Here is a 26347-nt window from a genome sequence, read left to right on the forward strand (position 1 = left end):
GTCGCCGACGTCAGTAACCACGCGTCACCGTTCCTCGCACTGTGTCCTCCATGCCTGTCTGTCCGTGGGTGGAGGCCAGCTGCCACGGCACGGACGCCACGACGACGCCAGGTGTGAACAGCAGCCTTCCCTTGAGCCGCAGCGCGCTCTGGTTGTGCAGCAGCTGCTCCCACCAGTGTCCGACGACGTACTCGGGGATGTAGACCACCACGATGTCTCGTGGGCTCTCCCGACGGATCGATCGGACGTACGTGAGCACGGGCCGGGTGATCTCGCGGAAGGGCGAGTCGAGCACCTTCAGCGGCACCGGTAGGTCCAGAGCCTCCCATGTCTCGCGCAGCCGTGCGACATCCTCGGCGTCGACGCCGACCGTCACGGCCTCCAGCACCTGGGGCCGCGACGCCCGCGCGTAGGCGATGGCCCGCATCGCGGGGCGGTGCAGCTGGGACACCAGCACGATGGCGTGCACCCTGCTGGGCAGGGCGCGCGCGTCGTCGGCGTCGTCGCCCAGGGCCAGCTCGGCGCGCACCCGGTCGTAGTGGGCGCGGATGCCGCGCATGAGCACGAACACCACGCCCATGGCCAGCAGCGCGATCCACGCCCCGTGCGTGAACTTGGCGACCAGCGCGATCACCAGGACGGTGGCCGTCATGCCCAGCCCCGCCCCGTTGACCAGCCGCGAGCGCCGCATCCGGCGCCGGGTGGCGGGGTCGGCCACGGTGCGCAGCTCGCGCGTCCAGTGCCTGACCATGCCCAGCTGGCTGAGGGTGAAGGAGACGAACACCCCCACGATGTAGAGCTGGATGAGGCGGGTCACCTGCGCGTCGAAGGCCCAGATCAGGGCGACCGCGGCAGCGGCGAGGGTGAGGATGCCGTTGGAGAACGCCAGGCGGTCGCCGCGGGTGTGCAGCTGGCGGGGCAGGTACCCGTCGCGGGCGAGGATCGAGCCGAGCACCGGGAACCCGTTGAAGGCGGTGTTCGCGGCGAGGACCAGGATGAGGCCGGTGACCGCCGCCACCCCGATGAACAGCGCGGGCGTGCCCGCGAAGACGGTCTCGGCGAGCTGGCCGATGACGGGGTGCTGGACGTACTCCTCGCCGACGGGCACGCCGTCGCGCAGCAGCTGGGTGGCGGGGTCCTCGACGTAGTGCACCCCGGTGGCGCGGGCCAGCAGCAGGATCGAGAGCAGGGACACCCCGGAGATGCCGCCGAGCAGCGCCAGGGTGGTGGCCGCGTTCTTCGACTTGGGCTTGCGGAACGCCGGCACGCCGTTGCTGATCGCCTCGACGCCTGTCAGGGCGGCGGACCCCGACGCGAAGGCACGCAGCACCAGGAAGAACCCGGCGATGCCCATGAGCCCCTGGTCGAGGCCGGACTGCGGGACGATCTCCAGGGCCGAGCTGGCGGCGGGGGGCAGGTCGCCGGCCAGGTAGCGCACCAGGCCGGTGACGGCGATCGCGCCGATGGCGAGCATGTACAGGTACACGGGGACCGCGAACGCCCGCCCGGACTCCCGCACGCCGCGCAGGTTCGCGATGGCCAGCAGCACGACGAGCCCGATGGCGAAGGACGCCTCGTGGCCGCGCAGCCCGGGCAGCGCCGACGCCGCGTACTGGGCCCCGGCAGAGATCGACACCGCCACGGTCAGCACGTAGTCCACGAGCAGGGCGCTGGCGACGGTCAGGCCGGCGCGCGGCCCCAGGTTCACGGTGGCGACCTCGTAGTCCCCGCCGCCCGAGGGGTAGGCGCGCACGTTCTGCCGGTAGGACGCGATGACGGTGAGCATGACCACCACGACGGCCAGGCCCACCCACGGGGAGATGACCGTGGCGGCCAGTCCAGCGGCGGCGAGGGTCAGCAGCACCTCGTCGGGGGCGTAGGCGACCGAGGAGAGGGCGTCCGAGGCGAAGACCGGCAGTGCGATCCGCTTGGGGAGGAGGGTGTGGCCGAGCCGGTCGCTGCGGACGGGACGTCCGAGGACCAGGCGTTTGGCGGCATCCGCGATGTCCGACACGAGAGCCCATGCTAGGCCTGTCGGATGCCCCCACACACCGGAAGGGCCCGGCCGCCTCGACGGCCTCCTCGCGCGGGCCTGACGGCGCCCTGGGCGGCCTGACCCGGCGCCGCGACGCCGTGCTCCCCGGGGGTATAGCGTGGCCGGTTGTGCACTTCGTGATCATGGGCTGCGGCCGGGTCGGGGCGACCCTCGCCCAGTCCCTCGAGAACCACGGCCACTCGGTGGCCGTCATCGACCAGAACCCCGACGCGTTCCGGCGCCTCGACGCGGACTTCGGCGGCAAGAAGGTGACCGGCCTGGGGTTCGACCGCGACACCCTCGCCCAGGCGGGCATCGATGACGCCTACGGCTTCGCGGCGGTCTCCGACGGAGACAACTCCAACATCCTCGCCGCGCGCGTCGTGCGCGAGACGTACGGCGTCGGGACGGTCGTGGCGCGCATCTACGACCCGCACCGCGCCGAGATCTACCAGCGCCTCGGCATCCCCACGGTCGCCACCGTGCGGTGGACGTCGGACCAGGTGCTGCGCAGGCTGCTGCCGATGGGGGCCACCAGCGAGTACCACGACGCCTCCGGGCAGATCGTGCTCGCCGAGGTCGACGTCCACCCGGGCTGGGTGGGGCGCCCGGTCCGCGCCCTGGAGCACGCCACCGGCGCCCGCGTCGCCTACCTCACCCGGTACGGAGACGGCGTCCTGCCCGTGGGCGACAGCGTGGTCCAGGAGGACGACACCGTGCACATGCTCGCCCGCACCGACGAGCTCGCCGAGGTCGAGCGCACGCTCACCTCCGCCCCCCGGGAGTCAGCATGAGGGTCGTCATCGCCGGCGCGGGGTCGGTCGGCCGCTCGATCGCCCGCGAGCTCCTGGGCCACGGCCACGAGGTGACGCTCGTCGACCGCCAGCCCTCCGCGATGCGGGTGGCGCAGGTCTCCGAGGCGGACTGGCTGCTCGCGGACGCGTGCGAGCTGTCCACGCTCACCGAGGCCAAGGTCGACGAGTGCGACGTGGTCGTGGCCGCCACCGGCGACGACAAGGCGAACCTGGTCATCTCCCTGCTCAGCAAGACCGAGTACGGGGTCCCGCGCACCGTCGCCCGGGTCAACAACCCGAAGAACGAGTGGATGTTCGACGAGGCATGGGGAGTGGACGTCGCCGTCTCGACGCCCCGCATCATGACGGCCATGGTCGAGGAGGCGGTCGCCGTCGGGGACCTGGTGAGGATCTTCACCTTCCACCAGTCGGGCGCCGGCATTCTCGGCCTCACCCTGCCGACGGACTCCCCTCTCGTGGGCAAGCGCGTCGGTCAGGTCGTCTGGCCCACTGACATCGTGCTGGCCTGCATCGTGCGCGACGACCGGCCCATCACGCCCAGTCCGGACGACACGATCGAGGGCCGCGACGAGCTGCTGTTCGTCACGAGTCGTGACGCGGACGAGCAGGCGCTCGAGCAGATCCTGAACCGCGGACCAGCAGCCAGCTGAACCACAGCACCAGCGCGGTGAGCGGAATGCCCATCGCGAGCTTCGCGGTGCCCAGCCACGCCACCTGGCCGGCGAGGTAGAGCGGGACCTGCACGGCGAGCCGCGCGGCGAACATGGCCACCCACGCCCACGTCGCCCAGCTGTAGCGGCGGCGCAGCGCGCGGTCGGAGCGCCAGGCCCCCACCTTCGACCAGGGGCCACCCCCCAGCGGCCCGTCCGAGCTGAGCATGCCCACCACGACGCCGACCACGGGCCAGCCCGCGACCACCGAGGCGAGGCAGCCGACCAGGTACGCGGCGTTGGTCAGGATCCCGTACACGAAGTAGTCCTCGGCCTGCCCCGAGCGCCATGCCCAGAACACGCCGATCGCGACGCCGAGCAGCCCGGAGAACGCCTGTGTGGCGGGAGTGCGCTGCGCCAGGCGCACGACCACGGCCACCAGGGCCGCCCCGGCGGCGGCGATCAGCGCAGGCGCCAGCTGCTGCCCGGCGACCAGGTAGACCACGACGAACAGCAGGCCGGGCGCGACGGACTCGACGAGCCCTCGCACGCCGCCCACGGCCTCGGAGAGCGAGAACTGCTCGGCGGTGATGGCCCGCAGGCCGCGGGCGCCCGCCTCCTCCGGCTGGGCCAGGCCGTCCAGCGCGGCGATCTCGTCCGCCGGCTCGCGCGCGTCACTCACCGGAGCGCGGCCGCAGCTCGTAGCGGGGGTTGTAGATCGTTGGGCGCCCCTCGAGCGAGCAGACCAGCCCTTCGGCCCGCAACCGCCGGCCGGGCTCGACCCCGCCGATGGAGCGCCGGCCGAGCCACACCAGGTCCACCGTGCCGCTGCCGTCGTACAGCTCGGCCTCCAAGGCGGGGACGCCCTCTCGCGGCCGCAGCGTCACGGACCGCAGCACCCCGGACACGCTCGCACGACGACGGTCGGCTACCGAGGACACCGGCACGCATCCGGCGGAGCGCAGCGCATGGGCGCGCTCCTCGTCCGCCTCCAGCTCGGCCTGCGAGGCCACAGCCTTGTGCAGGGTGTCCCGCAAACTCATCGGATCTCCGTGATCTCGGGGCCTCGGGCCGGCGGCTCGAACTTCGGCGCCTGCGGCGCCGGGGCGTTCGGCCCCTGGCCGGGCAGCCGCAGCGCGAGCAGGTCGCGCGGCGGGCGCGCGTCGTCGCCGCGGACGACCACGATGGCGGCGAAGACCTGCTCGAGGGCCTGGGCCGCCTCCGGGTCGACGGCGGCCTTGCCGGTCAGCACCCCGCGCAGGAACCACCGAGGGCCGTCGGCGCCGATGAACCGCGCCGGACGGTGCCCTGTGCGCCCCTCCGCGGTGCGGACGGGGAGCCGGGCGAGCAGCTCACGGCCGAACGGGCCTGGCAGGTCGTCGGCCGAGCCGCCCTGCTTCGTCACCGACTCGGCGATCTCCGCGCGGATCTCGTCCCAGATGCCCTCGGTGCGCGGCGCCGCGAACGCCTGGACCTGCAAGGACGAGCCCTCGAGGTTGACCTGGGCGGCCGAGACGACCGACGTCGCCTTGTCGATCTCCATCCGCAGCTCCATGCCGGGGACGCCGGGCAGCAGGATCGCGCCGAGGTCGACCCGCGGGGCCCCCTCGGGCGCGTCGGCGGCGTCCCAGGGCCCGTGCTCGCGCTGGGGCGCGCCCTCGGCCGACACCTCGTCGACGACGTCGGGGGTCGACGTCACGTCGTCTGCCACCGTGTCCTCGGTGTCGCTCGTGCGTGCGTCACGCCGGAAAAGGCCCACCGGAACTTCCCTTCTCATCGGAGGCCACCATGAGGCCTCCACATCGACACTAATCCGCCAGCGGCGTCCGACCTAGCGCCGCCGCGCGCCCACGGTCACGCAGGGGGGTTGGCCGCCGCGAGCCAGCCGCCGCTGGACCCGAACCCGCCCTCGCCGCGGTCGGACCCTGGCAGGGCCTCGACCTCGACGAACCGGGCGCGCTCGACGCGCTGGATGACCAGCTGCGCGATGCGGTCGCCGCGCCGCAGCGCGACGGGGGTCTCCACATCGGTGTTGAGCAGGGTGACGGCGATCTCGCCCCGGTACCCCGCGTCGACGGTGCCGGGCGCGTTGACGATCGTCAGGCCGTGCCGGGCGGCGAGCCCTGAGCGGGGGTGCACGAACGCCGCGTACCCGTCCGGGAGCGCGATCGCGACGCCGGTGGGCACGGTGACACGCCCTTGCGGGGGGATCGTCACGTCCTGCCTGGCCACGAGGTCGGCCCCCGCGTCACCAGGGTGCGCGTAGGCCGGGGCGGGCAGCGCGTCGTCGAGCCGGAGGAGCAGGACCTCGAGGGTGGTGTCAGCGGTCACGGAGGCAGACCCTACCGCCACCAGATGGGACCGTGACCCGGCGCCACGCGCGGATGGGATGCTGGTGCCATGCCCGACGACCTCGCCCGCCCTGCCACCGTCATGTACTCCGAGCGCGTGCTGCCGAGCCCTCTCGGCTGGCTCCTCGCGCCCGCGGCCGCGGGAGTGATGGCCGCCGTCTTCTACCCTGTCGACACGACCCTCGCCGTGGTGGTGGGCGCCGTGACCCTCGTCGCCGCAGTGGCCTTCGGCCTGCGGACCTCTCCCCTGGTGGAGGTCGCCGGTGGCGAGCTGCGGGTCGGCGACGCGCACATCCCGCTCGACCTGCTCACCGCGCCCCGCGCCCTGGACCGCGAGCAGACCCGACATGAGCTCGGCCAGGGCTTCGACCCCCGCGCCCACGTGGTGCTGCGCGCGTGGGCGAGGACGGCGGTGCGGGTCGAGGTGGACGACCCGCTCGACCCGACCCCGTACTGGCTCGTGTCGACCCGGCGACCGGCGGAGCTCGCCGCGGCGATCGCGACCGGGGTCCGATAAGCCGGTGCCCCCGCCCGGGGCATGGCAGAGGCCGTTGTGCCCAGGCTCTCCCTGGGCCCAGCGGCCTCCGTCAGCGCAGCGCCGTGCGGCGTTGGGCGTGGGTCAGGCGGCGCACTCCGAGCAGACCGGCTGGCCGTTCTTCTCGAACGCCAGCTGGCTGCGGTGGTGCACGAGGAAGCAGTGGGTGCACGTGAACTCGTCCGCCTGCCGCGGGAGCACGCGCACCGAGAGCTCCTCAGAGGAGAGGTCGGCGCCGGGGAGCTCGAATCCCTCCGCGGCCTCCGTCTCGTCCTCGTCCACCACGCCCGAGTTCTTGTCGGAGCGCCGAGCCTGGAGCTCCTGCAGCGAGTCTTCGCTGAGGTCCTCCTCGGTCTTGCGCGGGGCGTCGTAGTCGGTTGCCATGAGCTGGGTCACACTCCGTGTCGTCGGCGGATCATCGTATGCGGGCTCAATGCGTCAGCCTCGACGTTTGTTCCCGTAGCGCTGCGGATTCTGCACTATTTCGCTGGGCCCTGCACACACGGACAAATGACCAACATGGTGCACATGGTGGTAGACGCTTTCATTCGTCACTCGCGGCGCCGAGCCGTTCCAAGATCTCCACGAGCTCCGCCACTGTCCCCGCAGGCCCGGCCACCGTCATCTCCGTGTCCGCCTTGCGCCCGTCCAGGCCAGTCACGACTGCGCCAGCCTCCTGCGCGACCAGGCCTCCCGCGGCCAGATCCCAGGGATTCAACCCCCGCTCGTAGTAGAGGTCCAGCCCACCCGACGCGATCGAGCAGAGGTCGAGGGCGGCTGAGCCGATGCGACGAATATCACGCACTAGGGGAAGTACTTCTGCGACGATACGCGCCTGTGCGCGGCGCCGCTGGGCGACGTATCCGAATCCTGTGCCGAGCAACGACGTCGCCAGATCGGGCGCCGCATTGACGCGCAGGACCCGTCCGTCCAGCCGCGCCCCGAGCCCTCGGCCAGCGGTGTAGGTGCGCCCGTCGGCGACCGAGTGCACGCATCCAGCCACCGCTGTCCAGCGCTGCGGGTCGGGCTCCCCGGCCACCACGGCCACCGAGATCGCGTAGGCGGGGATCCCGTAGAGGTAGTTCACGGTGCCGTCGATGGGGTCCAGCACCCACGTCAGGCCCGTCGTCCCCGGGACGTACCCCTCCTCCTCCCCCAGCACCCCGTCGTCGGGCCGGTGCTCGGCGAGCATGGCCCGCAGCAGGGCCTCCGAGGCCAGGTCCATCTCCGTGACGACGTCGATGGGGCTGGACTTGGTGGCCGCGACGGCGACGCGGTCGGGGCGGCCGTCGTGCACGAGCCGGCCCGCGGCGCGCGCGAGCGTCTCGGCGAGCGCGACGAGGTCGCGGGTCAGGGCCGCGTCGGGCAGGGCCGCATCCGGCACGGTGGCATCGGGCACGGTGGCGTCGGGCACGGTGGCGTCGGGCAGGTGTTCCGGGGTCGAGTTCACCTGCCCATCGTGCCCGACCACGGCGCCGCGGCGGGGGCTGAGCCGCTCAACGCCGCTTGCGCCTGCCCTGCCACGGCCCGGGCGCACTGAGGTGGAACCGCATCGCCGCGAGTCGCAGCGCGAAGACGAGGACCACGACCAGGGCCGTCGTGGCGTTCGTGAGCAGGCCCGTCTCCCACAGGAGCGCGGTCAAGGCCGCCCCCGCCAGCGCGGGCACGGCGTACAGCTCGCGATGGTGGAGCACCGCGGGGACTTCCGCGGTCAGCAGGTCGCGCAGCACCCCGCCCCCGACCCCCGTGATCGTGCCGACGAACACCGCGGCGACAAGGCCCGAGTCGTACTGCAGCCCTTTGATCGTCCCGACCACGGCGAACAGCGCGAGCGACCCCGCGTCCAGGACCGCGATCGTGCGCCGCGCGCGGACCAGCCGCGGGTGGAAGAAGTACATCGCCAGGCCGCCCGCGAGGGCGGTGACGATGAACAGCCAGTTCGCGATCGCGACCGGCGGGATCGCGCCGATCAGGACGTCCCGCATCAGGCCGCCGCCCAGGCCCGCGGCCCACGCCAGCACCAGCACGCCGAACACGTCGAACGTCTTGCGCACGGCCGCGAGCCCGCCCGACAGCGCGCCGACGAAGATCCCCGCCAGCTCCATGGCGGGCCCGAACGGCACCTCTGGGACCATCCAGCGATCATCGCAGCGTCGCCATGGTCATCGCCTCGCGGCACACCGGGCCGCCTACCGCCGAACGGGCGATAACGGTGGGAGGCTCTTCCGAGGGCTACAGGGAGGTCTAATGGGTGAGCTCGAGCTGGTGGGCCTGCACGACGACGGCGAGCACCTGGTGCTCGCCGCGGCTGACGGGCAGCGCTTCCGCCTGCGCATCGACGAGCCGCTGCGCGCTGCCGTGCGCCGGGACCGGCCGCAGCTGGAGCAGTTGCGCTCCGCGCAAGCGGGGGTGCTGAGCCCTCGAGAGATCCAGTCGAGCATCCGCGCCGGCCGCACCGCGCAGGAGGTCGCCGACGAGGCTGACCTCCCGGTCGAGCAGGTGCGCCGCTACGAGGGCCCCGTCCTGGCCGAGCGCGCCTTCATCGCCGACCAGGCGCGGGCCACCCGGGTGGGCCGCGACGCAGGCGCCCCGGAGCTCGGGGACCTGGTCACCGACCGTCTCGCCGCCCGTGGAGTGGCCCTCGCCACGCTCGCCTGGGACGCGCACCGCGGCCAGTCCGGCCCGTGGATCGTCGTCGCCCGCTTCACGGTGGGCGACGGCCCACGAGAGGCGCGGTGGACCTTCGACCCCGCCAAGCGCGTGGTCCAGGCCGACGAGGACGAGGCGCGGTGGCTGTCGGAGACCGAGATCGCCGACGAGCCCGTGCCGCGCCGCCACCTCGCAGCCGTGCGGGACGTGGTGTTCGACGTGGAGGCCGACGGGACCTTGCGCCCGGCGTCCCCCGGGGCGACGGCCCTGGACGCCGTCGATCCCGAGCACGAGGACACGACCGCCGCCCTGCTCGACGACCTGACCTCACGCCGTGGAGTGCGCCAGCAGCTGGAGCTGGACGAGGACGACGAGTGGGAGGGGTTCGGCCCCGCGCACGCGTTCGACTTCGAGGCGAGCGTTCCTGGCGCGCACCCCGTCGACACGGACCCGGAGGCCGAGGCGAAGGTGCTCGCCCCGCCCGCGACCCCCGCCGGTGACGTGCCGGCCCTGCCTGCGCTCGCCCCCGCGCTCGCCCCTGCCTCCGCGCGGGACGGCCACCCCGCGGGCGGCAAGCGGCCCGGGCCCGAGGCAGTCGCCGCTCCCCCGGCCGACGAGGCGCCGGCCGCCGAGCGGCCCAAGGCCCGCAAGGGCCGGGCCAAGGTCCCGAGCTGGGACGAGATCGTGTTCGGCGCCAAGCCCGAGTAGGCGATGCGGCCCGGCCGGGCCGCGTCGTCATCTCAGGCGGCAGGCGCGGGGCCTGGAACCTCGGGCAGCATGCCCAGCGTCTGAGGCGACGGCGCGGCGGCCCGCATGCTGCGCGCCGTCTGACGGCGCACGTGGTGGCGCCGGCACAGCACCTCGTAGCCGACCTCGTCCGACGTCGCGTCCACGTCGCCGACCACCACCTGCTCGCCCTCGACGACCATCACCCCGCCCACGGTCCGGGCATTGTGCGTCGCGCGGGCCCCGCACCAGCACAAGGCCTGGACCTGCAGCACCTCGACGCGGTCGGCCAGCGCCAGAAGACGGGCCGACCCGGGGAACAGCCGGGTGCGGAAGTCGGTCGTGATGCCGAACGCGAAGACGTCGGCGCCGAGGTCGTCCACGACACGGCCCAGTTGGTCGACCTGCTCCGCCGTGTAGAACTGGGCCTCGTCGCAGATCAGGTAGTCCACGGCCCGGCCGTGCGTCCGCCGCTCGACGACCTCGGACCAGAAGTCTGTGGCCGGTGTGACCTCGAACGCGGGCACGCTCAGGCCGAGGCGCGAAGACAGGCGGTCCTCCCCCGAGCGGTCGTGCGAGGTGAACAGCAGCCCGTCGCGGCCGCGCGCCGCGTGGTTGTGGTGCATCTGCAGGGCCAGGGTCGACTTGCCGCAGTCCATGGTGCCCGAGAAGAAGGCCAGCTCAGCCATGAAGGTCCTCCGGTGCCTCAGGCGTGGACGGTCAAGAACGGGACGGCCATCTCGGCGGGGGTCAACGAGCCGTGCACGCCCACCAGGTCCATCGACCCCTTGCTCTGAGTGCGCGAGTCGACCACCGTCGCGCGTCCCCGCATCGCGACGACCACGTCGCCGATGAGCGGCCGGACGTGCTCGGCCACGTCGCCGAACCACCCCGCCTCGACGGCGTGGTCCCCGAGCGCGACCAGCGCCGCGTCGCCCAGGGTCTCGCGCCAGCGCAGCGCGACCTCCTCGGAGCGCTCGCGCACGTCGTCGCCCGCGGGCACGTGCACGTGGACGGCGCGCGGCTCTCCCGCCACCAGCTGCACCCCCTCCGAGAGCGCGGGAGTCCGCGCCACGTCCCACCGCTGCGAGCGGTCGACGTCCACCATCCCGTGGTCGGCGGTCACGATCAGGCTCGTGCCGGTCGGCAAGGACCGGGCCAGCCGGCCGAGCTCGCGGTCCAGCGCGGACAGCGCGTCGCCCCACTGCCGCGAGCCCCAGCCGTGGTGGTGCCCGATCTTGTCGACGTCGCCCCAGTAGAGGTAGACCAGCGCCGGTCCCATGAGCTCGAACAGGGCCACGTCGACGCGGTCCGCGAGAGGCTCCGCCGCCCGGTACGACCCTCCGCGCAGCGCGGCCTCGGTGAGGCCCGAGCCCGCGAACCGGGCCGGGCCCACGCTCGTCACCGGCACCCCGGCGGCGGTGACCCTCTCGAAGACCGTCGTCTCCCGCTGCCACTCGCGTGCGGGCCCGGCGCCGTCCCACGAGACGAGGTTCGCGAGCCCGCCCGTGCGCGGGTTGCGCGCCGTGTAGCCCACCATCCCGGTGCGGCCCGGCTCGGCGCCGGTCCCGAAGGAGCCGAGCGACGCCGCGGTCGTCGAGGGGTAGCCGGCGCTGAGCGGCGCGGAGGCCGCGAGCAGGGAGCGCAGGAACGGCGCGTGGCCCGCGCGCTCGGCGAGGTTGTGCTGGCCGAGGCCGTCGACGAGCACCACGCAGGCCCGCTGGGCGCGCGGCAGGCCGAGCCGGGCGCGCGCGGCGGCCCCGCCGGGCACGTCCGGGACGCCGAGCGCGTCGGCGACCGCGGGCAGCACCCCGCCGAGGTGCCGTCCGGCGTAGTCGGGGGCGACAAGTCCCGCCGCCGCGAGGTCGGCGCCGGTGGGCGTCGTCATGGCGGTGCGGGCGGGCGTCAGCGGGTCGGTGCTCATCGTCCGCGAGCGCTCGCGGCGGAGAGCTGGCGGGCGAACGCGGCGGCTGCGCGCACGGCGTCCTGGCCCTCGGCGACGGCGCTGACCCGCACGACGACGTCGTCGGGCGTGAGGGTGCCGGTGAGGCCGTGGTCGGCGTCGCAGTTCGGGTCGGCGCATGAGGCCGGCTCGAGGTCGACGCGGGAGACGGCGCCCCAACCGATGGCCAGGGTGAGCTCGGCGGCGAGGTCGCCGGCCCTGTGCTGCTCGGGGGTGGCCATGACGTGGGTGAGGGCCACCGAGCGGAGCTCGGCGAGCGGCACGGACTCGGTCGTCGCGGCGGCGCTGGCGGACGGGTTCTCGCTGTCCGCGGGGTGGTCGTCGACGTGTGCGACGACCAGCCGGGTCGGTGTCAGCACCAAGACGGTCACGTGGCGGCGCACCTCGGCGGCGTCGAACGTGGTCTCGGGGTGGACGAGGTGGGCGACGACCGGCTCGTCCGCGACAGCGATGTCAAGGACGTCCGCGACGAGCTCGGGGTAGTAGCCCGCCCGGTGGAGGTCCTGGCGGAGGTCGGTGAAAGCAGGGGGCACGCCTCCATCCTCCCACTTCCCGAGGGGTCTCAGGTCGGCAGGGCCCGGCGTGCCCTGTCGGCGCGGTCTGCCGTCGCGACGTGGGCCCGGGCTCCGAGCACCATGGCGCCGCGCTCGGAGACGACGATGGGATTGAGCTCGAGGCTGCGCAGCTCGGGCAGGTCGTCGGCGAGCACGGAGACGCGGGCGATGACGTCTTCGAGGGCGGGCACGTCGAGCGGCGGCAGCCCGCGGTAGCCGAACAGCCGGGGGGCGGCGCGCGCCGCACGGACGAGCTCGGCGACGTCGACGCCGGTCAGGGGCGGCACGCCGTAGCTCACATCGCCCAGGAGGTCGGAGGCGTCCCCGGAGAGCCCGAAACTGATCACCGGCCCGAAGAGCGGGTCCTCCACCGACCGCACGACGCAGGCGGCGCCGCGCGGGACCATGGCCTGCACCTCGAGCGGGGCGCGCCCAGGCTCGAGGTGGTGGTGGGCGGCGAGCTCGAGGACCTGGTCGACGTCGGCCCGCAGCTCGGCCTCGTCGTGCACGTCGAGCCGGACGCCGCCCAGGTCGGAGCGGTGCCGGAGCGTCGGCACGGTGGTCTTGAGCGCGACGGGCCACCCGATGCGGCGCGCGGCGTCGACGGCCTCCTGGGGCGTCGAGACGGGCGCCGACTCGACGACGTCGATGCCGACGCAGGCGAGCAGCGCGGTGGTGCGCTCCTGGTCGAGGACGAGGCCGGCGCCGGGGACGCTGTCGGCCAGCCAGCCGGTGACGAGCCGCCGGGCCGCGCGGGTGTCGGCGCCCACGGGGTGCACCGGCGTGCCGCGCTCAGCCGCGCGCCAGGCGGCGTACCGGGCTGCTTGCCCGAGCGCCAGGACGGCGTCCTCGGGCGTCGTGTACGCGGGGACCGTCCAGGCGCGCCCCTCGGCGTCGGGGGCGGTGAGGTCGGCGGTGGCGCCGTGCATGCCCGCGACGCAGGCGACGGTCGCGCGGCCTGATCCGGCGGCGGCGCGGGCCACGGCCCGGGCGAGGCGGGCCTCGGAGCTGCCGACGATGGGCACGTGCACGACGATCACGACGTCGGTGTCGGGGTCGGCGTACAGGTCGCCGAGGGCGCGGTCGATGGTGGCGTCGTCGGCGTCCTCCCCGAGGATGACGGCCTGTCCCCCGACGGCGAGCCCGGCGGCGGCCCCGGCCTCGGCCACCAGGGCGGCCATGGGCGCGCTGCTGGCCACGATCGCCGCGCGCCGCCCGGCGGGAAGCGGCTGCAGGGCCAGGAGCTGGGCCACCTCGAGGAGCTGGTGGGTGTTCTCGACGCGGATCACCCCGGACTGGCGCATGACCTCCTCGAGGGTGCGGCGCGGGGCGTGCGTGGCGCGCACGGCGTGCCCTGGGGGGACGACCTGGCCCGACCGCCCGGCAGTGACCACGACCACGGGCTTGACCGCGGCGAGTCGGCGCGCGACACGGGAGAACTTGCGGGGGTTGCCGATGGACTCCAGGTACAGGCACGCGACCTGGGTCGTCTCGTCGTCGTGCCAGAACTGCATGAGGTCGTTGCCGGAGACGTCGGCGCGGTGCCCGGCCGAGACGAAGCAGGACAGCCCCAGGTCACGGCGGCGCACCGACCCCAGGAGCGCGACGGCCATCGGCGCTGACTGGCAGAAGAGGCCGATCGCGCCCGCGGCGGGCGGCTCGGCGGCCAAGGTGGCGTTGAGCGTGCGCCCCTCGATGTGGGACAGGACCCCGTAGGAGCCGGGGCCGACCACGCGCATGCCCGCGGCGTGGGCGGTGCGCAGCAGGGCCCGCTGCAGCGCGAGGCCAGCCGGGCCCGTCTCGGCGTAGCCGGCGGAGAGCACCACCACGCCCCGGACGCCGAGCGGGGCGAGGGCGCGCACGGCTGCCACGGACTCGGCCGCGGGGACAGTGAGCACCGCGAGGTCGATCGGCCCGGGGACGGCCGCCAGGTCCTCCCACGCGCGGATGCCCGTGGGGAGCCCCGCGCCGAGCTGGCCCACGCCCACGGCGTGCGCCTCGACGCCCTCCGACCCGGCCAGGTCGAGGAGCACCCGCCGGGTCAGCAACTCCTCCAGCGAGCCCGAGGCCGCGTTCGGGGAGGCGACGACGATCACGGACCGCGCCGACAGCAGACCACGCACGCTCTGCGCCTCCGCGCGGTGCTCCCGGTCCGCCATGACCGCCAGGGAGCGGTCGGTCGGGTCCAGGTCGAACGCGACGGTCACCACGCCGTCCTCCATCGACTGCCGCACGGCGTAGCCCGCCTCGCGGAACACGCCGATCATCTTGCCGTTCTGGGGCAGCACGTCGGCGGTGAAGCGGCGCACCCCCCGTTCGCGGGCCGCCGCGGCCAGGTGCTCGAGCAGCACCGAGCCCAGCCCGCGGCCGTGGTGCGCGTCGGCGACGTTGAAGGCCACCTCGGCCTCGTCGGCGCCCACCCGGTCGTAACGGGCCACGCCGATGATCTGCTCGTCGGCCGTCACCGCGACCAGGGCGACGCGGTCGTCGTGGTCGACCCGGGTGAACCGCTCGAGGTCGCGGTCGGGCAGCCGTGTCAGGGTCGCGAAGAACCGCAGGTACGTCGAGCGCTCGGACTGTGCCACGTGGAAGGCCTGCAGCGCGTCGGCGTCGGACGGCTGGATCGGCCGCACGTGCGTGGTCGACCCGTCGCGCAGGACGACGTCCGCCTCCCAGCCGGCCGGATACGCGGCGGGCTGCTCCTGCGGGGCGTCGTCGATGACCTCGGGCATGTGGCCAAGGCTAGTGTGCCGCCGTCCAGACGCCGGACTGCGGCCCGGGTCGGGCGACGAGCCCGCGCGCCGTGCACAGGCAATCGGCTGGGCACGCGACAATGACCCTGCACGGAAGCCCGTGCAGCCCAGAACCCGTGCTTCGCATGGGCAGCATCACCGAGGAGCCGCATCCCCCATGGCGCGCCGCACCGCGACCCCAGACGTCCCGCCCGAGGACGTCGTCGAGCGCATCGTCGACATCGACGTCGCGACCGAGATGGAGGGCTCGTTCCTCGAGTACGCCTACTCGGTCATCTACTCGCGCGCCCTGCCGGACGCCCGTGACGGGCTCAAGCCCGTGCAGCGGCGCATCCTGTTCCAGATGTCGGAGATGGGCCTGCGCCCCGACCGCCCGCACGTGAAGTCCTCGCGCGTGGTCGGCGACGTGATGGGCAAGCTGCACCCGCACGGCGACACGGCCATCTACGACGCGATGGTGCGCATGGCCCAGCCGTTCGCGCTGCGCCTGCCCATGGTGGACGGGCACGGCAACTTCGGCTCACTGGACGACGGTCCCGCCGCCCCCCGGTACACCGAGGCCCGCCAGGCGCCGGCCGCCGCGCAGATGACCGCCGGGCTCGACGAGGACGTCGTCGACTTCGTGCCGAACTACGACAACAAGCTGACCCAGCCCGAGGTGCTGCCCGCGGCGATCCCGAACCTCCTCGTGAACGGGGCCACCGGGATCGCGGTCGGCATGGCCACCAACATGGCCCCGCACAACCTCGTCGAGGTCGTCGCCGCCGCACGCCACCTCGTGGCGCATCCCGACGCGACGCTCGAGGACCTGATGCGCTTCGTGCCCGGGCCCGACCTGCCCACCGGCGGGAAGATCGTCGGCCTCGACGGGGTGCGCGACGCCTACCGCACCGGCCGCGGCGCCTTCCGCACCCGGGCCACGACCCGCATCGAGAACGTCACCGCCCGGCGCAAGGGCATCGTCGTCACCGAGCTGCCCTACGGCGTGGGGCCGGAGAAGGTCATCGAGAAGATCAAGGAGGGCGTGCAGAACAAGAAGCTCGCCGGCATCTCCAACGCCGTCGACCTCACCGACCGGTCGCACGGCCTGCAGCTGGTCATCGAGATCAAGACGGGCTTCAACCCCGAGGCGGTGCTCGAGCAGCTCTACCGGTACACGCCGCTCGAGGACTCGTTCTCGATCAACAACGTCGCGCTCGTCGAGGGGCAGCCGCGCACACTGGGCCTGCGCGAGCTGCTCCGGGTGTGGGTCGACCACCGCATCGACGTGGTGCGGCGCCGCACCCGGCACCGGCTCGCGAAGCGCCTCGAGCGCCTGCACCTCGTCCAGGGGCTGCTCATCGCCATCCTCGACATCGACGAGGTCATCCAGGTGATCCGCACCTCGGACGACTCCGAGGCCGCCCGGGCGCGCCTGCGCACCGTCTTCGACCTGTCCGAGCCGCAGGCCGAGTACATCCTCGAGCTCCGCCTGCGCCGCCTGACGAAGTTCTCCCGGATCGAGCTCGAGAAGGAGCAGCAGCAGCTCGAGCTCGAGATCGCCGAGCTGCAGGGCATTTTGGCCGACGAGTCCCTGCTGCGCCTGGTCGTGTCCGACGAGATGGCGGAGGTCGCCGCCACCTACGGGACCCCGCGGCGCACCATCCTGCTCGAGTCGTCCGGCGGCGCGAGCGTCACCGGCGCCGCCGCCTCGGCCCGCTCCGCCACGCCGCTCGAGATCCAGGACACCCCCTGCTGGGCCCTGATGTCGGTCACCGGCCTCCTCGCGCGCACCGCCGGCGAGGAGGAGCCGCCCCGCCCGGACGAGCGCCGGGCCAAGCACGACGTGTTGCAGGGCGCCGTGTCGACCACCGCACGCGGCGAGGTGGGGGTCGTCACCTCGCACGGGCGCATGGTGCGGGTCTCGGTGCTGGATCTGCCGTCCCTGCCCCCGACCGACGGCGCCCCGGCGCTCTCCGGCGGGGTCCCGCTCAGCGAGGTCGTCGGCCTGGCGCCGGGCGAGCGGGCCGTCGGCCTCGCCTCCCTGGAGCCGGATGCGCCGCCCCTCGCCCTCGGCGCGGCGAGCGGGACGGTCAAGCGCGTCGCCCCCGGCGACGTCCCCGGCAACAAGGACGCCTGGGAGGTCATCTCCCTCAAGGCCGGCGACGAGATCGTCGGCTGCGCGCCCGCGCGGGACGGCGACGAGGTCGTCTTCGTGAGCTCCGACGCGTCGCTGCTGCACTTCTCCGCCTCAGCCGTCCGGCCGCAGGGCCGCACCGCCGGCGGCATGGCCGGCATCAAGCTCGCCGCGGGCCAGCGCGCCGTGTGGTTCGGCGTGGTCCCTGCGGGGGTGGAGGCGGCCGTCGTGACGGTGGCGGGGTCGTCCACGGCCCTCCCCGGCACCCAGGCCGGCTCGGCGAAGACCACCCCGTTCGAGCTGTACCCGGGCAAGGGCCGCGCGACCGGCGGGGTGCGCGCCCACCGGTTCCTGCGCGGCGAGGACACCCTGATCCTCGCGTGGGTGGGCGCCGCCCCGCCGCACGCCAGCGGCTCCGCCGGGCAGCCCGTCGACCTGCCGGCTCCCGACCCGCGGCGGGACGGCTCCGGGGTCGCGCTCTCCGCGCCGGTGCTCGCGATCGGCTGACCGCGCGATCGGCTGACCGGCCGACGCGCGGCGGACGCGTCGGCCGGGCGTCGGCGGCGGGTCCGCCCGTCCGTCAGGCGGGCTGGCCGCCCGTCAGGCGGGCTGGCCGCCGCCGGGCAGGCCGCGGGCCGTCGGCGGCGCGTCGGCGACCCGGGCGGCGGGGTCGTGCTGGCCGGAGCCCTCGCGGCGCGCGGCCGCGACGCCGACGACCAGGAGCACCTGCGCGGCGATGTACGTCGCCATGACCCACAGCCCCTGGCGCGGCAGCTCGAGCCCTGCCAGGTGGTCGAGCGCGATCAGCGCGTCCGAGACGAAGAAGAAGGCGCCCCCCAGGCCGGTCGCCCGGTTGACCCCGGTCGACAGCACGGCCATGGACACGAGCAGCAGCCCGTAGACGACCACCGGCGCCAGCAGCGCGCCCGCGCCCGGGGCGCAGGCGGCGACCAGGCTCACGAAGAGCACCACGTACGGGGTGAGCAGCCACGGCCTGCCCAGCAGCGGCGAGCGGCGCCAGTCGGGCGCGAACGCCGCGATGTACGCCGCCTGGGCGAGCATGAAGAACGCGACCATGACCAGGAACGCCGTGGAGCCCTCGGCCAGGTCGGGCGCGGTGTCCCCCAGCCACGAGAAGCCGAGGCCCACGAGCACGAGCCGGGCACGACGACCCCGGGGCGCCGGCACGAGGGCCAGCAGCACCGCCACGAGGCTCGGCGCCAGCAGCCACTGCGTCACGTCGGCCGCCTTCTCGGCGCCGAGCACCTGGCAGGCGAGGTGCGCCGCCACCACCACACCGCACACAAGCACGGCCACTCCGGCCCGCCCGCGCTGGCGGTCCTGCGTCGTCCTCGTCGGCGCCTGGGACACCCGTCACCCGCTCTCGCCCGGCCCGGGCTCCATCGCCCGAGGTCACAGCGATGCTAGTGGCCCCGCCACCGTCGGGCACGCCGCGGCTGCGAGGGCGCGCGCCGCCCGACCGACCGCGGTCAGATCTCGATCGTGTACATGACCGAGCCGTGGTCGACCTCGTACCCCAGCGAGCTGTACAGCCCGTGCGCCCCGGACGGGTTCGCCGTGTCGACACCCAGCCGCGCGAACTCCATGCCGTCCTGGCGGTAGGCGGCCATCGCCGACGCCAGCAACGCCACCGCGATCCCGCGCCCACGCCACGGCCGGCGGACCCCGAGGACGCTGGTGTACCCGAAGGTGTACCCGGCGACCGGCCAGTCCTGCTCATAGCGGGCGGAGAGGAGGTACCCGGCGACCTCCCCGGTCGCGTCATCCACCGCGACGCGGCTCCAGGACGGCGCGTGGGTCCTGGAGCGCAGAGCCCACGCCTCGACGGTGAGCGGCTCGCTCCCCCAGTGGTCGGCGAAGGCCTCGTTGTGCGCGCGGCGCACGGCGTCGTCGAGCTCGGGCGTCCACGGCGCCACGGTGACGCCCTCCACCGGGGTCGCCGTGGGCAGGTCGGCCAACGGCCGGCGCATGTCGGTGTAGTAACGCGCGGGCGTGAACCCGGCCGCGGCGAATAGCGCCCGGGCGCCCTCGTGCGCGTCCTCGAGATAGACGACCAGCCGGGCGGGCAGCTCCTTGCCGGAGGACGCCAGCAGCTGTCGCGCACGCCCGTCCATCCACGCGACCAGTGCGCGGCCCACCCCGCGGCCACGCGCGTCGGGACGCACACCCCCGTCGAGGAAGACCCGCACCGCGCCGGCGTCACCGGGGTTGGTCGTCACCTGGGCGTAGGCGGCCATGCGGCCCTCCGCGTCGAACCCAGCGAGGGTGTCGAGCGCAGGCTGCTTCCAGTCGCCCTCGAACCGCTCCAGCGTCTCGTCGAGCGTGGTCCGGTAGGGCGCGTCGTCTGCCGCCTCGATCGAGGCGCAGAGCTCGGCCAGGGCCGGGGCGTCAGCGGCCGTCAGGGCGCGCCAGGACAGGCCCAGCGACTCCGGCGGGAGCGGCGGGACCTGCGGCGGCGCGGCGCGCTCGGCGATGGGGCGCAGAAGCTCGTTCGTCATCTGCCCACCGTCTCCCACCCCGTCAGGCGCCGTCGAGCGGATTTCCGCGCGCCGCCCGGCGTCACGCGTCGATGCGGCTGCGGTCCAGCGCGTCCGCGCCAGCGATGATGAAGTCCTTGCGCGGCGCGACGTCCGAGCCCATGAGCAGCTCGAAGATCTCCTCGGCGCGCTGCGCCCCCTCGACCGTGACCCGGCGCAGCGTGCGGTGACGGGGGTCCATGGTCGTCTCCGCGAGCTGGTCGGCGTCCATCTCGCCGAGGCCCTTGTAGCGCTGGATGTCGTCCTTGTAGCGCTTGCCGGCCTTGTCGAGCTTCTTGAGCGTCGCGATGAGCTCCGCCTCGGAGTACGTGTACACGTACTCGTTCTTGCGGCTCCCCGCGCCGATCACCTCGATGCGGTGCAGCGGCGGCACGGCGGCGAACACACGGCCCGCCTCGACCATGGGGCGCATGTACCGGAAGAACAGCGTGAGCAGCAGCGTGCGGATGTGCGCGCCGTCCACATCGGCGTCCGTCATCAGCACGATCTTCCCGTAGCGGGCTGCCTCGAGGTCGAACGTGCGGCCCGAGCCCGCGCCGAGGACCTGGATGATCGCGGCGCACTCGACGTTCTTCAGCATGTCCGTGATGGACGCCTTCTGGACGTTGAGGATCTTGCCGCGGATCGGCAGCAGCGCCTGGAAGTCCGAGGAGCGCGCCAGCTTGGCGGTGCCGAGGGCCGAGTCGCCCTCCACGATGAACAGCTCGCTGCGGGCCACGTCGTCGCTACGGCAGTCGGCGAGCTTGGCGGGCAGCGTCGAGTTCTCCAGGGCGTTCTTGCGCCGGGAGATCTCCTTCTGCTTGCGGGCGGACAGCCGCGCGCGCATCTCGCCGACCACCTTGTCGAGCAGCAGGGCCGACTGGGCCTTGTGCTCGCGCTTGGCCGAGTTGAGGATCGCGGCCAGCTCGGTGTCGACGACCTTGGCGACGATCCCGCGGACGGGGGCCGTGCCGAGCACCTCCTTGGTCTGGCCCTCGAACTGCGGCTCGGCGAGGCGGACGGTGAGCACCGCGGTGAGCCCCGCAAGCACGTCCTCCTTCTCGATGCGCTCGCCGGAGTCCTTCGAGGAGATCTTGAGCCGCCGGGCGTTGGCCTCGACGGCCTTGCGCAGCGTGCGCAGCAGCGCCGCCTCGAAGCCGGCCAGGTGGGAGCCGCCCTTGGGCGTGGCGATGATGTTGACGAAGGTGCGGACCTCGGTGTCGTACCCGGTCCCCCAGCGCAGCGCGATGTCGACCTCGCACTCCCGCTCGACCTCCTGCGGCTCGAGGTGCCCGCGGGCGTCCAGCACCGGGACCGTCTCGGTGAACGTTCCCGTGCCCGTGAGCTTCCAGGTGTCGGTCACCGCGGGGTCGGGCGCCAGGTGGTCGACGAAGTCGAGCGTGCCGCCCTCGTGGAGGAACGTCTCCTCGTGCGGGCCGTCGGCGCCCGGGGTGCCGGGGATGCCTCGCTCGTCGCGCACCGTGATGGCCAGGCCGGGCACCAGGAAACTGGTCTGCCGGGCACGGGTCACGAGCTCGTCGTAGGAGAAGACCGCCGTCTTCGGGAAGACCTGGCGGTCGGCCCAGTACCGCACGCGCGAGCCGGTGCGGCCGCGCGCGACCTTGCCGACGACGGCGAGCTCCGAGTTGTCGATGAACGGGGTGAACGGCGAGTCCGGGCCCCGCACCGCGCTGTCGTCGAAGACGCCGGGCTCGCCGCGGTGGAACGTCATGCGGTAGGTCTTGCCACCGCGGTCCACCTCGACGTCCAGGCGCGCCGAGAGCGCGTTGACCACCGAGGCGCCCACGCCGTGCAGGCCGCCGGACGCGGCGTACGAGCCGCCGCCGAACTTGCCGCCGGCGTGCAGCTTGGTGAAGACGACTTCGACGCCCGTCAGGCCGGTCTTCGGCTCGACGTCCACCGGGATGCCGCGCCCGTTGTCGCGGACCTCGACCGAGGAGTCGGCGTGCAGGATGATCTCGATCCGGTTGCCGTGGCCGCCCAGCGCCTCGTCGACGGAGTTGTCGATGATCTCCCACATGCAGTGCATGAGCCCACGGGAGTCCGTGGAGCCGATGTACATGCCAGGGCGCTTGCGGACGGCTTCCAGGCCCTCCAGCACCGAGAGGTGCCGGGCGGTGTAGCTGGACTCTGCTGATGCTGTCGACACGAGGCCTGAGCGTAATCGCTCCCGCCGACCGCTCCGCGCAGGACGCCCCGGGCCACTGCCGGGATTCTCCCGGCCTGTCGTGCGGCGCCGGCCCTGCCGGGTGGCTTCGGTACGCGCGGAGCGAACCTCGGCCTCCTGAGGGCAGTGTTCTCAGACTCCGATGGTTTGATGACAGTGTGACTGGGACGACGACAGAACCACTGACCGCAGCCGACCGGTGCGACCGTTGCAACGCGCAGGCCTACGTGCGCGTGCTCCTGCCTGTGGGCGAGCTCCTCTTCTGCGCCCACCACGCTCGTGAGCATGGCCCGAAGTTCTCCAAGATGGCGACACACGTCCAGGACGAGACCGACCGCCTCCTCGCCGAGCACGGAGCAGGAGCGGGCGCCGCTCGCTGACCCACGACTCCCACGTGCCGATCACCTGCTGGTGGTCGGCACGTGGCGTCTCTAGGGGCGGCCGTCGCGCCCCTTCCGTCTTCCGGGGGACGACTCAGGCCCGCGGCCGGGTGCTGAACCCCAGGGCGCTCCGCAGGGCGAAGACCAGCTCCCGGGTGGCCGCTGTTGCGCTGGGGGGCGCCGTCCGGGCGTCGAACTGGGCGGTCAGCCGGGAGAAGGCCTCGGCCGCGTCCAGCTCGGAGGCCAGGCGCAGCACTGCCGACTCCGCGTCCGGCGCCTGGGCGATTGTGCGGCGCAGGTCCATGACGAGCCGCCTGACGGTGTCGGAGACGTCCCCCATGGACGAGTTGACCCGGTCCAGCACGCCGACGGCCCGAGAGGCGAAGTCGAGCTCGTCCTCCACGCGCGCGAGCGCTGCCCGCGCCGCCGCCTCGCCCATCATCGACCTCGTCCATCCTCTCGCCTCGTGGCCCGCCGCGGTGGCGCCGCCGTCGCGCGCCGAGGCTAGGGCGTCCGCCTGGGAGCCACGCGGCGCCTCACCGCACTGGAGGGCCCGGACACGACACCGCCCGGCCGTCGGATGACGACCGGGCGGTGTGGTTCGTGCGTGGCGGGCGGGCCGCCCATGGGCGGGGGTGCTCAGTCCAGGTAGTCGCGGAGCACCTGGGACCGCGACGGGTGCCGCAGCTTCGACATCGTCTTGGACTCGATCTGACGGATGCGCTCACGCGTCACGCCGTAGACCTTGCCGATCTCGTCGAGCGTCTTCGGCTGGCCGTCGGTGAGCCCGAAGCGCATGGACACGACGCCGGCCTCCCGCTCGGAGAGCGTGTCGAGCACCTGGTGGAGCTGCTCCTGCAGGAGCGTGAAGCTCACCGCGTCGGCCGGCACGACAGCCTCGGAGTCCTCGATGAGGTCGCCGAACTCGCTGTCGCCGTCCTCGCCGAGGGGGGTGTGCAGCGAGATGGGCTCGCGACCGTACTTCTGGACCTCGACGACCTTCTCGGGGGTCATGTCGAGCTCCTTGGCGAGCTCCTCGGGCGTGGGCTCACGGCCCAGGTCCTGGAGCATCTGCCGCTGGACGCGCGCGAGCTTGTTGATGACCTCGACCATGTGCACCGGGATGCGGATGGTGCGGGCCTGGTCGGCCATGGCGCGCGTGATCGCCTGGCGGATCCACCACGTGGCGTACGTCGAGAACTTGTAGCCCTTGGTGTAGTCGAACTTCTCGACCGCGCGGATCAGGCCGAGGTTGCCCTCCTGGATCAGGTCCAGGAACAGCATCCCGCGCCCCGTGTAGCGCTTGGCCAAGGAGACGACCAGGCGCAGGTTGGCCTCGAGCAGGTGGTTCTTGGCGCGCCGGCCGTCGCCGGCGATCCACTCGAGCTCGCGGCGGGCCTTCGGCTCCATCGCGACGCCGGAGTTGAGCCGCTCCTCGGCGAACAGGCCGGCCTCGATCCGCTTCGCGAGCTCGACCTCCTGCTCGGCGTTGAGGAGCGCGACCTTGCCGATCTGCTTGAGGTAGTCCTTGACCGGGTCGGCCGTGGCGCCCGCGGTGACGACCTGCTGGGCGGGGGCGTCGTCGTCGTCGGCGTCGGAGTAGACGAAGCCGACGCTCTCCTCGGCCTCCTCCTCCTTGCCTTCCTTCTTCACGGCGTCGGCGCCCTCGGCGGGCTCCACGACGGCGTCGTCGTCGACGACGATGTCCTCGATCTCGACCTCTTCGAGCTCGACGGCCTCGTCGCCCGCGGCGGCGGCCTTCGCGGCCTTCGCCTGGGCGGCCTTGGACAGCGGCTTGGCAGCAGCGGCCTTGGCGGGCGCCTTGGCCTTGGCCGCGGCGCGGGGCGCGCGTGCCGGCTTCTCGGCGGCCTCGTCCGCACCGACCACCGCCTTCGACGCGGGACGCGTCTTGGCGCGGGTCGCGGCGACGGCGCGGACCGGCGTGGCGGGCTGCTCGACCGTGATGCCGGCGGTGGCCAGGCCGCGCACGACGGCCTTCAGACGCTTGGCGTCCTGCACGTCGGCCTGCTCACAAGCGTTGCGCAGGGCAACTGCGTTGACACTGCCGTGGGTCCGGCCATGAATGACGAGCTCCTGCAGGGCAGGGTGCTCGAACTCACGCGGGAGCGCGGGGTGCGAAGACTGGGACGACACAAACGACCTTTCGGCAGCGAGAGACCCGGATGATGCACGGGTAGATCCATATTGTACCGGCCTGTTTCCCGGTTGGACCGTGATCGGCGCCCAGCGCGACGTCGACACCCTGGGCGAGCGGGCGCCCGACGGCGACGCCCACCGAGGTTGAACGACCGGGGGACGCAGAAGATTCCCGTTCCCGGCGCCCCCCGGCGCAGGCGTCAGGAGACGTTCGGCTTGACCGCCATCACGGGGCACGGCGCGTCGAGCAGGATGCGCTGGGCGTTCGCCCCGAGGATCAACTTGCCGACAGGGCTGCGTCGGCGCAACCCGATCACGATGAGGCTGGCGCCGATCTCCTCGGCGGTGCCGATGAGGTCCTCGGCGACGTCGCGCCCCCGGGTGAGCAGGCGGACCTCGTAGGGCACGCCGCGTTCATCCAAGTCCTTCCGGACCTCGTCGAGCGCCGCCTCGAGGTCGTGGCGCGTCTCCTCGGCCTCGTCGCCGCGGTCGCTGACCACCACCACCAGCCGCTCCGCGCGCGCCTGCGCCTCCGCCGCCGCCGCCTCGAGCGCGACGCGCCCCTCGGGTGTCGCGAGATAGCCCACCACTATGCCCATCGGGACTCCTTCTGCGTGCTGTCGCTGACGTCGCGCAGTGACGCTACCGGAGCAGGCTCAGGGCGGCACCCTCCGAAGGGCCTAAGGCGCGCAGGTCAGGACGCCGAAGCCCAACCGGGCGGCATGCCAGCGGTGAGGACGTCGTCGAGGAGCCGCGCCAACCGGTGGCCCGGATCGTCGCTGAGGGCGCGCTCCAACAGCACGCTGGCCCGGGCGCCGTCTCCCGACCACCACGCGAGCAGCGCGAGGAGTGTGAGCGCGGGCGCCTGTGCGCCATGCCGACCGTGCGCGACCACTCGCTCCAAGGCGTGCGCGTGCGTCGACAGAGGCCCTGGAGGCGGGCTCACCGCCCGTTCGGGGTCGATGATGGCGCCGATCGCGGCGGCCATCTCCGCCCCGGTGACGGCCGCGTCCTCGCGGAGGGACCGCTCGGGCAGGTCCTCGACCCCGGGCACCAGGGAGACGAGCACCGCGTCGCGGACCCTGCGGTCGGAGAGCCCGGCCTCGAGCCGGCCCAGAAGAGCCGATGGCGGGTCGGCCCGCGCGATCGGGTCGCGCACCGCCTCGACGCAGCGCGCCCACGCCTCGAGCGACTGGGCGCGCCACGCCGCCAAGGCCTCCAGGCCGTCGCGCTCGGCGTCGGATCCCCGCCGCAGCCACCGCTGGGCGGCCCGTGCCGCTGATCTCCGTGCGGGCGCCGCCGCCCGGTCGATGCGGGCGACCGCCTCCCGGGACGACGCCACGCACGACCCGGCCAGGACCATGTGCGCGCCCACCACCGTGGAGTCGAGGTCTCGCGAGGGACGCCCCTGGGCCGGGCAGCACGCAGGCTCGTCGCAGTCCAGGCGGAGATAGCCGGTCGAGGTGACGACCCAGACGGCGACATCGCCGAAGGGCGGCGTCGCGGCGTCCCGGAAGTGCCGTGCCGCGGCGCGGGCCACGGCGCCTGCCGGGTCGATCCCACGCGGATCGCTCGCGGTGTAGAGCACGAGCACGGCGCCACAGGCCCGGTTCGCGCCCAGGTGCGCGACGAGGCCGCGCGCCACCTGCGGCCCCGTCTCGGAGTGGCCCAGGTCCGCCAGGTCGACCCGTGCGACGAGGCCGACGCGCCCGCGGGGCGCGCGCAGGCTCACCGCGACCGCGCTCTCCCGGGGCGCGAACCCGAGCTGGTGGGGAAGGTAGGCGAGGAGCTCGCGCGGGTCGTTCACGCGCACAGTGGTGGTGTCCATGGCGACAGGCCACCCCGAAGCGCCGGTTCGCGCGTCCGGGCGCGGGCAATCTGTGGAGCCTCGACGCTCGCCCTGCCCTGTGGGCGGATGTCGCGGACGCTTCCCCAGAC

The 26347-nt window shown here is 73.7% G+C and carries 25 protein-coding genes; 6 read left to right on the forward strand and 19 right to left on the reverse strand.

What is annotated here, in order from left to right; genetic code table 11:
- Positions 1–10: 10 nt before the first annotated feature.
- The gene (locus NP064_RS08705; RefSeq protein WP_227569257.1) at positions 11–2014 is read right to left on the reverse strand and encodes an APC family permease; all 2004 of its coding nucleotides are present in this window, start codon (positions 2012–2014) and stop codon (positions 11–13) included.
- A gap of 164 nt (positions 2015–2178) precedes the next feature.
- Here NP064_RS08705 and NP064_RS08710 point away from each other — a divergent pair, with 164 nt between their 5' ends.
- The gene (locus tag NP064_RS08710; protein WP_255623804.1) at positions 2179–2829 is read left to right on the forward strand and encodes a potassium channel family protein; all 651 of its coding nucleotides are present in this window, start codon (positions 2179–2181) and stop codon (positions 2827–2829) included.
- Positions 2826–3500 (forward strand): potassium channel family protein, encoded by a 675-nt coding sequence (locus NP064_RS08715; RefSeq protein WP_227569259.1) that lies wholly within the window; start codon positions 2826–2828, stop codon positions 3498–3500. Before NP064_RS08710 ends, NP064_RS08715 begins: the two co-directional genes overlap by 4 nt.
- Here the strand turns inward: NP064_RS08715 and NP064_RS08720 are convergent.
- From NP064_RS08720 to dut, 4 genes are all read right to left on the reverse strand, one after another.
- Complete coding sequence (locus tag NP064_RS08720; RefSeq protein WP_227569260.1) at positions 3433–4182, reverse strand: DUF3159 domain-containing protein; 750 nt, start codon at positions 4180–4182, stop codon at positions 3433–3435. The two genes, NP064_RS08715 and NP064_RS08720, sit on opposite strands and share 68 nt — an antisense overlap.
- Positions 4175–4543, reverse strand: coding sequence for an OB-fold nucleic acid binding domain-containing protein (locus tag NP064_RS08725; protein WP_227569261.1), 369 nt, complete (start codon positions 4541–4543; stop codon positions 4175–4177). The genes NP064_RS08720 and NP064_RS08725 overlap by 8 nt, the downstream gene beginning before the upstream one ends.
- A complete protein-coding gene (locus NP064_RS08730; protein ID WP_372456365.1) occupies positions 4540–5259 on the reverse strand; it encodes a DUF3710 domain-containing protein in 720 nt (239 codons plus the stop codon). The genes NP064_RS08725 and NP064_RS08730 overlap by 4 nt, the downstream gene beginning before the upstream one ends.
- Before the next feature lie 95 nt (positions 5260–5354).
- Positions 5355–5831 carry a dUTP diphosphatase gene (gene dut, locus NP064_RS08735; protein ID WP_227569263.1) on the reverse strand — a complete coding sequence of 159 codons (477 nt, stop codon included), beginning with the start codon at positions 5829–5831 and terminating at the stop codon, positions 5355–5357.
- 69 nt (positions 5832–5900) lie between these two features.
- Here dut and NP064_RS08740 point away from each other — a divergent pair, with 69 nt between their 5' ends.
- Positions 5901–6368, forward strand: a complete 468-nt coding sequence (locus NP064_RS08740; RefSeq protein ID WP_227569264.1) for a DUF3093 domain-containing protein — start codon at positions 5901–5903, stop codon at positions 6366–6368.
- Positions 6369–6470: 102 nt separating this feature from the next.
- On the opposite strand, the gene NP064_RS08745 is transcribed toward NP064_RS08740, so the two are convergent.
- The 3 genes from NP064_RS08745 to NP064_RS08755 form a co-directional block, all read right to left on the reverse strand.
- Positions 6471–6770, reverse strand: coding sequence for a DUF4193 domain-containing protein (locus NP064_RS08745; RefSeq protein WP_227569402.1), 300 nt, complete (start codon positions 6768–6770; stop codon positions 6471–6473).
- Positions 6771–6930: 160 nt separating this feature from the next.
- A complete protein-coding gene (locus tag NP064_RS08750) occupies positions 6931–7770 on the reverse strand; it encodes an inositol monophosphatase family protein (RefSeq protein WP_227569403.1) in 840 nt (279 codons plus the stop codon).
- Between the two features lie 112 nt (positions 7771–7882).
- On the reverse strand, positions 7883–8521 hold the full coding sequence (locus NP064_RS08755) for a trimeric intracellular cation channel family protein (RefSeq protein ID WP_227569265.1): 639 nt from the start codon (positions 8519–8521) through the stop codon (positions 7883–7885).
- Between the two features lie 112 nt (positions 8522–8633).
- Between NP064_RS08755 and sepH the strand changes: the two genes are divergently transcribed.
- Positions 8634–9743: a septation protein SepH gene (gene sepH, locus NP064_RS08760; RefSeq protein ID WP_227569266.1), complete on the forward strand. Its 1110-nt coding sequence runs from the start codon at positions 8634–8636 to the stop codon at positions 9741–9743.
- 32 nt (positions 9744–9775) lie between these two features.
- Here sepH and NP064_RS08765 read toward each other — a convergent pair whose 3' ends face one another.
- From NP064_RS08765 to NP064_RS08780, 4 genes are read right to left on the reverse strand one after another with little or no spacing between them, the layout of a single operon-like run.
- Positions 9776–10450 (reverse strand): thymidine kinase, encoded by a 675-nt coding sequence (locus NP064_RS08765; protein ID WP_227569267.1) that lies wholly within the window; start codon positions 10448–10450, stop codon positions 9776–9778.
- 17 nt (positions 10451–10467) lie between these two features.
- Positions 10468–11685, reverse strand: coding sequence for an alkaline phosphatase family protein (locus NP064_RS08770; RefSeq protein ID WP_227569268.1), 1218 nt, complete (start codon positions 11683–11685; stop codon positions 10468–10470).
- On the reverse strand, positions 11682–12257 hold the full coding sequence (locus NP064_RS08775; RefSeq protein WP_227569269.1) for a DUF5998 family protein: 576 nt from the start codon (positions 12255–12257) through the stop codon (positions 11682–11684). The genes NP064_RS08770 and NP064_RS08775 overlap by 4 nt, the downstream gene beginning before the upstream one ends.
- Positions 12258–12286: 29 nt before the next feature.
- Positions 12287–15010 (reverse strand): GNAT family N-acetyltransferase, encoded by a 2724-nt coding sequence (locus NP064_RS08780; protein ID WP_227569270.1) that lies wholly within the window; start codon positions 15008–15010, stop codon positions 12287–12289.
- Between the two features lie 178 nt (positions 15011–15188).
- On the opposite strand from NP064_RS08780, the gene NP064_RS08785 reads away from it, so the two are divergent.
- Complete coding sequence (locus tag NP064_RS08785; RefSeq protein ID WP_227569271.1) at positions 15189–17654, forward strand: DNA gyrase/topoisomerase IV subunit A; 2466 nt, start codon at positions 15189–15191, stop codon at positions 17652–17654.
- Between the two features lie 93 nt (positions 17655–17747).
- Here NP064_RS08785 and NP064_RS08790 read toward each other — a convergent pair whose 3' ends face one another.
- The 3 genes from NP064_RS08790 to NP064_RS08800 form a co-directional block, all read right to left on the reverse strand.
- Positions 17748–18464: a lysoplasmalogenase family protein gene (locus tag NP064_RS08790; RefSeq protein ID WP_227569272.1), complete on the reverse strand. Its 717-nt coding sequence runs from the start codon at positions 18462–18464 to the stop codon at positions 17748–17750.
- A 173-nt stretch (positions 18465–18637) separates the two neighbouring features.
- Positions 18638–19666: a GNAT family N-acetyltransferase gene (locus NP064_RS08795; RefSeq protein WP_227569273.1), complete on the reverse strand. Its 1029-nt coding sequence runs from the start codon at positions 19664–19666 to the stop codon at positions 18638–18640.
- 61 nt (positions 19667–19727) lie between these two features.
- Positions 19728–21854, reverse strand: coding sequence for a DNA gyrase/topoisomerase IV subunit B (locus NP064_RS08800; protein ID WP_227569274.1), 2127 nt, complete (start codon positions 21852–21854; stop codon positions 19728–19730).
- 176 nt (positions 21855–22030) lie between these two features.
- Here NP064_RS08800 and NP064_RS08805 point away from each other — a divergent pair, with 176 nt between their 5' ends.
- The gene (locus NP064_RS08805; protein WP_227569275.1) at positions 22031–22252 is read left to right on the forward strand and encodes a DUF7455 domain-containing protein; all 222 of its coding nucleotides are present in this window, start codon (positions 22031–22033) and stop codon (positions 22250–22252) included.
- Positions 22253–22346: 94 nt separating this feature from the next.
- Here the strand turns inward: NP064_RS08805 and NP064_RS08810 are convergent, their stop codons facing one another.
- The 4 genes from NP064_RS08810 to NP064_RS08825 all read right to left on the reverse strand — a co-directional run bounded on the left by NP064_RS08810 (position 22347) and on the right by NP064_RS08825 (position 26237).
- Positions 22347–22694, reverse strand: coding sequence for a hypothetical protein (locus NP064_RS08810; RefSeq protein WP_227569276.1), 348 nt, complete (start codon positions 22692–22694; stop codon positions 22347–22349).
- A 197-nt stretch (positions 22695–22891) separates the two neighbouring features.
- Complete coding sequence (locus NP064_RS08815) at positions 22892–24406, reverse strand: RNA polymerase sigma factor (protein ID WP_227569277.1); 1515 nt, start codon at positions 24404–24406, stop codon at positions 22892–22894.
- A 203-nt stretch (positions 24407–24609) separates the two neighbouring features.
- Positions 24610–25008 carry a universal stress protein gene (locus NP064_RS08820; RefSeq protein WP_227569278.1) on the reverse strand — a complete coding sequence of 133 codons (399 nt, stop codon included), beginning with the start codon at positions 25006–25008 and terminating at the stop codon, positions 24610–24612.
- 95 nt (positions 25009–25103) lie between these two features.
- Positions 25104–26237 (reverse strand): DUF4192 domain-containing protein, encoded by a 1134-nt coding sequence (locus tag NP064_RS08825; protein WP_227569279.1) that lies wholly within the window; start codon positions 26235–26237, stop codon positions 25104–25106.
- Positions 26238–26347: the final 110 nt, after the last annotated feature.

Source organism: Cellulomonas chengniuliangii, assembly GCF_024508335.1.
GTDB classification, from domain to species: domain Bacteria; phylum Actinomycetota; class Actinomycetes; order Actinomycetales; family Cellulomonadaceae; genus Cellulomonas_A; species Cellulomonas_A chengniuliangii.

Coding starts and splice junctions, on each gene's coding strand:
- NP064_RS08710 (WP_255623804.1), top strand. CDS start 2,179: ATGGGCTGCGGCCGGGTCGGGGCGACCCTCGCCCAGTCCCTCGAGAAC.
- NP064_RS08715 (WP_227569259.1), top strand. CDS start 2,826: ATGAGGGTCGTCATCGCCGGCGCGGGGTCGGTCGGCCGCTCGATCGCC.
- NP064_RS08725 (WP_227569261.1), bottom strand. CDS start 4,543: ATGAGTTTGCGGGACACCCTGCACAAGGCTGTGGCCTCGCAGGCCGAG.
- NP064_RS08740 (WP_227569264.1), top strand. CDS start 5,901: ATGCCCGACGACCTCGCCCGCCCTGCCACCGTCATGTACTCCGAGCGC.
- NP064_RS08745 (WP_227569402.1), bottom strand. CDS start 6,770: ATGGCAACCGACTACGACGCCCCGCGCAAGACCGAGGAGGACCTCAGC.
- NP064_RS08755 (WP_227569265.1), bottom strand. CDS start 8,521: ATGGTCCCAGAGGTGCCGTTCGGGCCCGCCATGGAGCTGGCGGGGATC.
- sepH (WP_227569266.1), top strand. CDS start 8,634: ATGGGTGAGCTCGAGCTGGTGGGCCTGCACGACGACGGCGAGCACCTG.
- NP064_RS08765 (WP_227569267.1), bottom strand. CDS start 10,450: ATGGCTGAGCTGGCCTTCTTCTCGGGCACCATGGACTGCGGCAAGTCG.
- NP064_RS08770 (WP_227569268.1), bottom strand. CDS start 11,685: ATGAGCACCGACCCGCTGACGCCCGCCCGCACCGCCATGACGACGCCC.
- NP064_RS08780 (WP_227569270.1), bottom strand. CDS start 15,010: ATGCCCGAGGTCATCGACGACGCCCCGCAGGAGCAGCCCGCCGCGTAT.
- NP064_RS08785 (WP_227569271.1), top strand. CDS start 15,189: ATGGCGCGCCGCACCGCGACCCCAGACGTCCCGCCCGAGGACGTCGTC.
- NP064_RS08795 (WP_227569273.1), bottom strand. CDS start 19,666: ATGACGAACGAGCTTCTGCGCCCCATCGCCGAGCGCGCCGCGCCGCCG.
- NP064_RS08810 (WP_227569276.1), bottom strand. CDS start 22,694: ATGATGGGCGAGGCGGCGGCGCGGGCAGCGCTCGCGCGCGTGGAGGAC.
- NP064_RS08820 (WP_227569278.1), bottom strand. CDS start 25,008: ATGGGCATAGTGGTGGGCTATCTCGCGACACCCGAGGGGCGCGTCGCG.
- NP064_RS08825 (WP_227569279.1), bottom strand. CDS start 26,237: ATGGACACCACCACTGTGCGCGTGAACGACCCGCGCGAGCTCCTCGCC.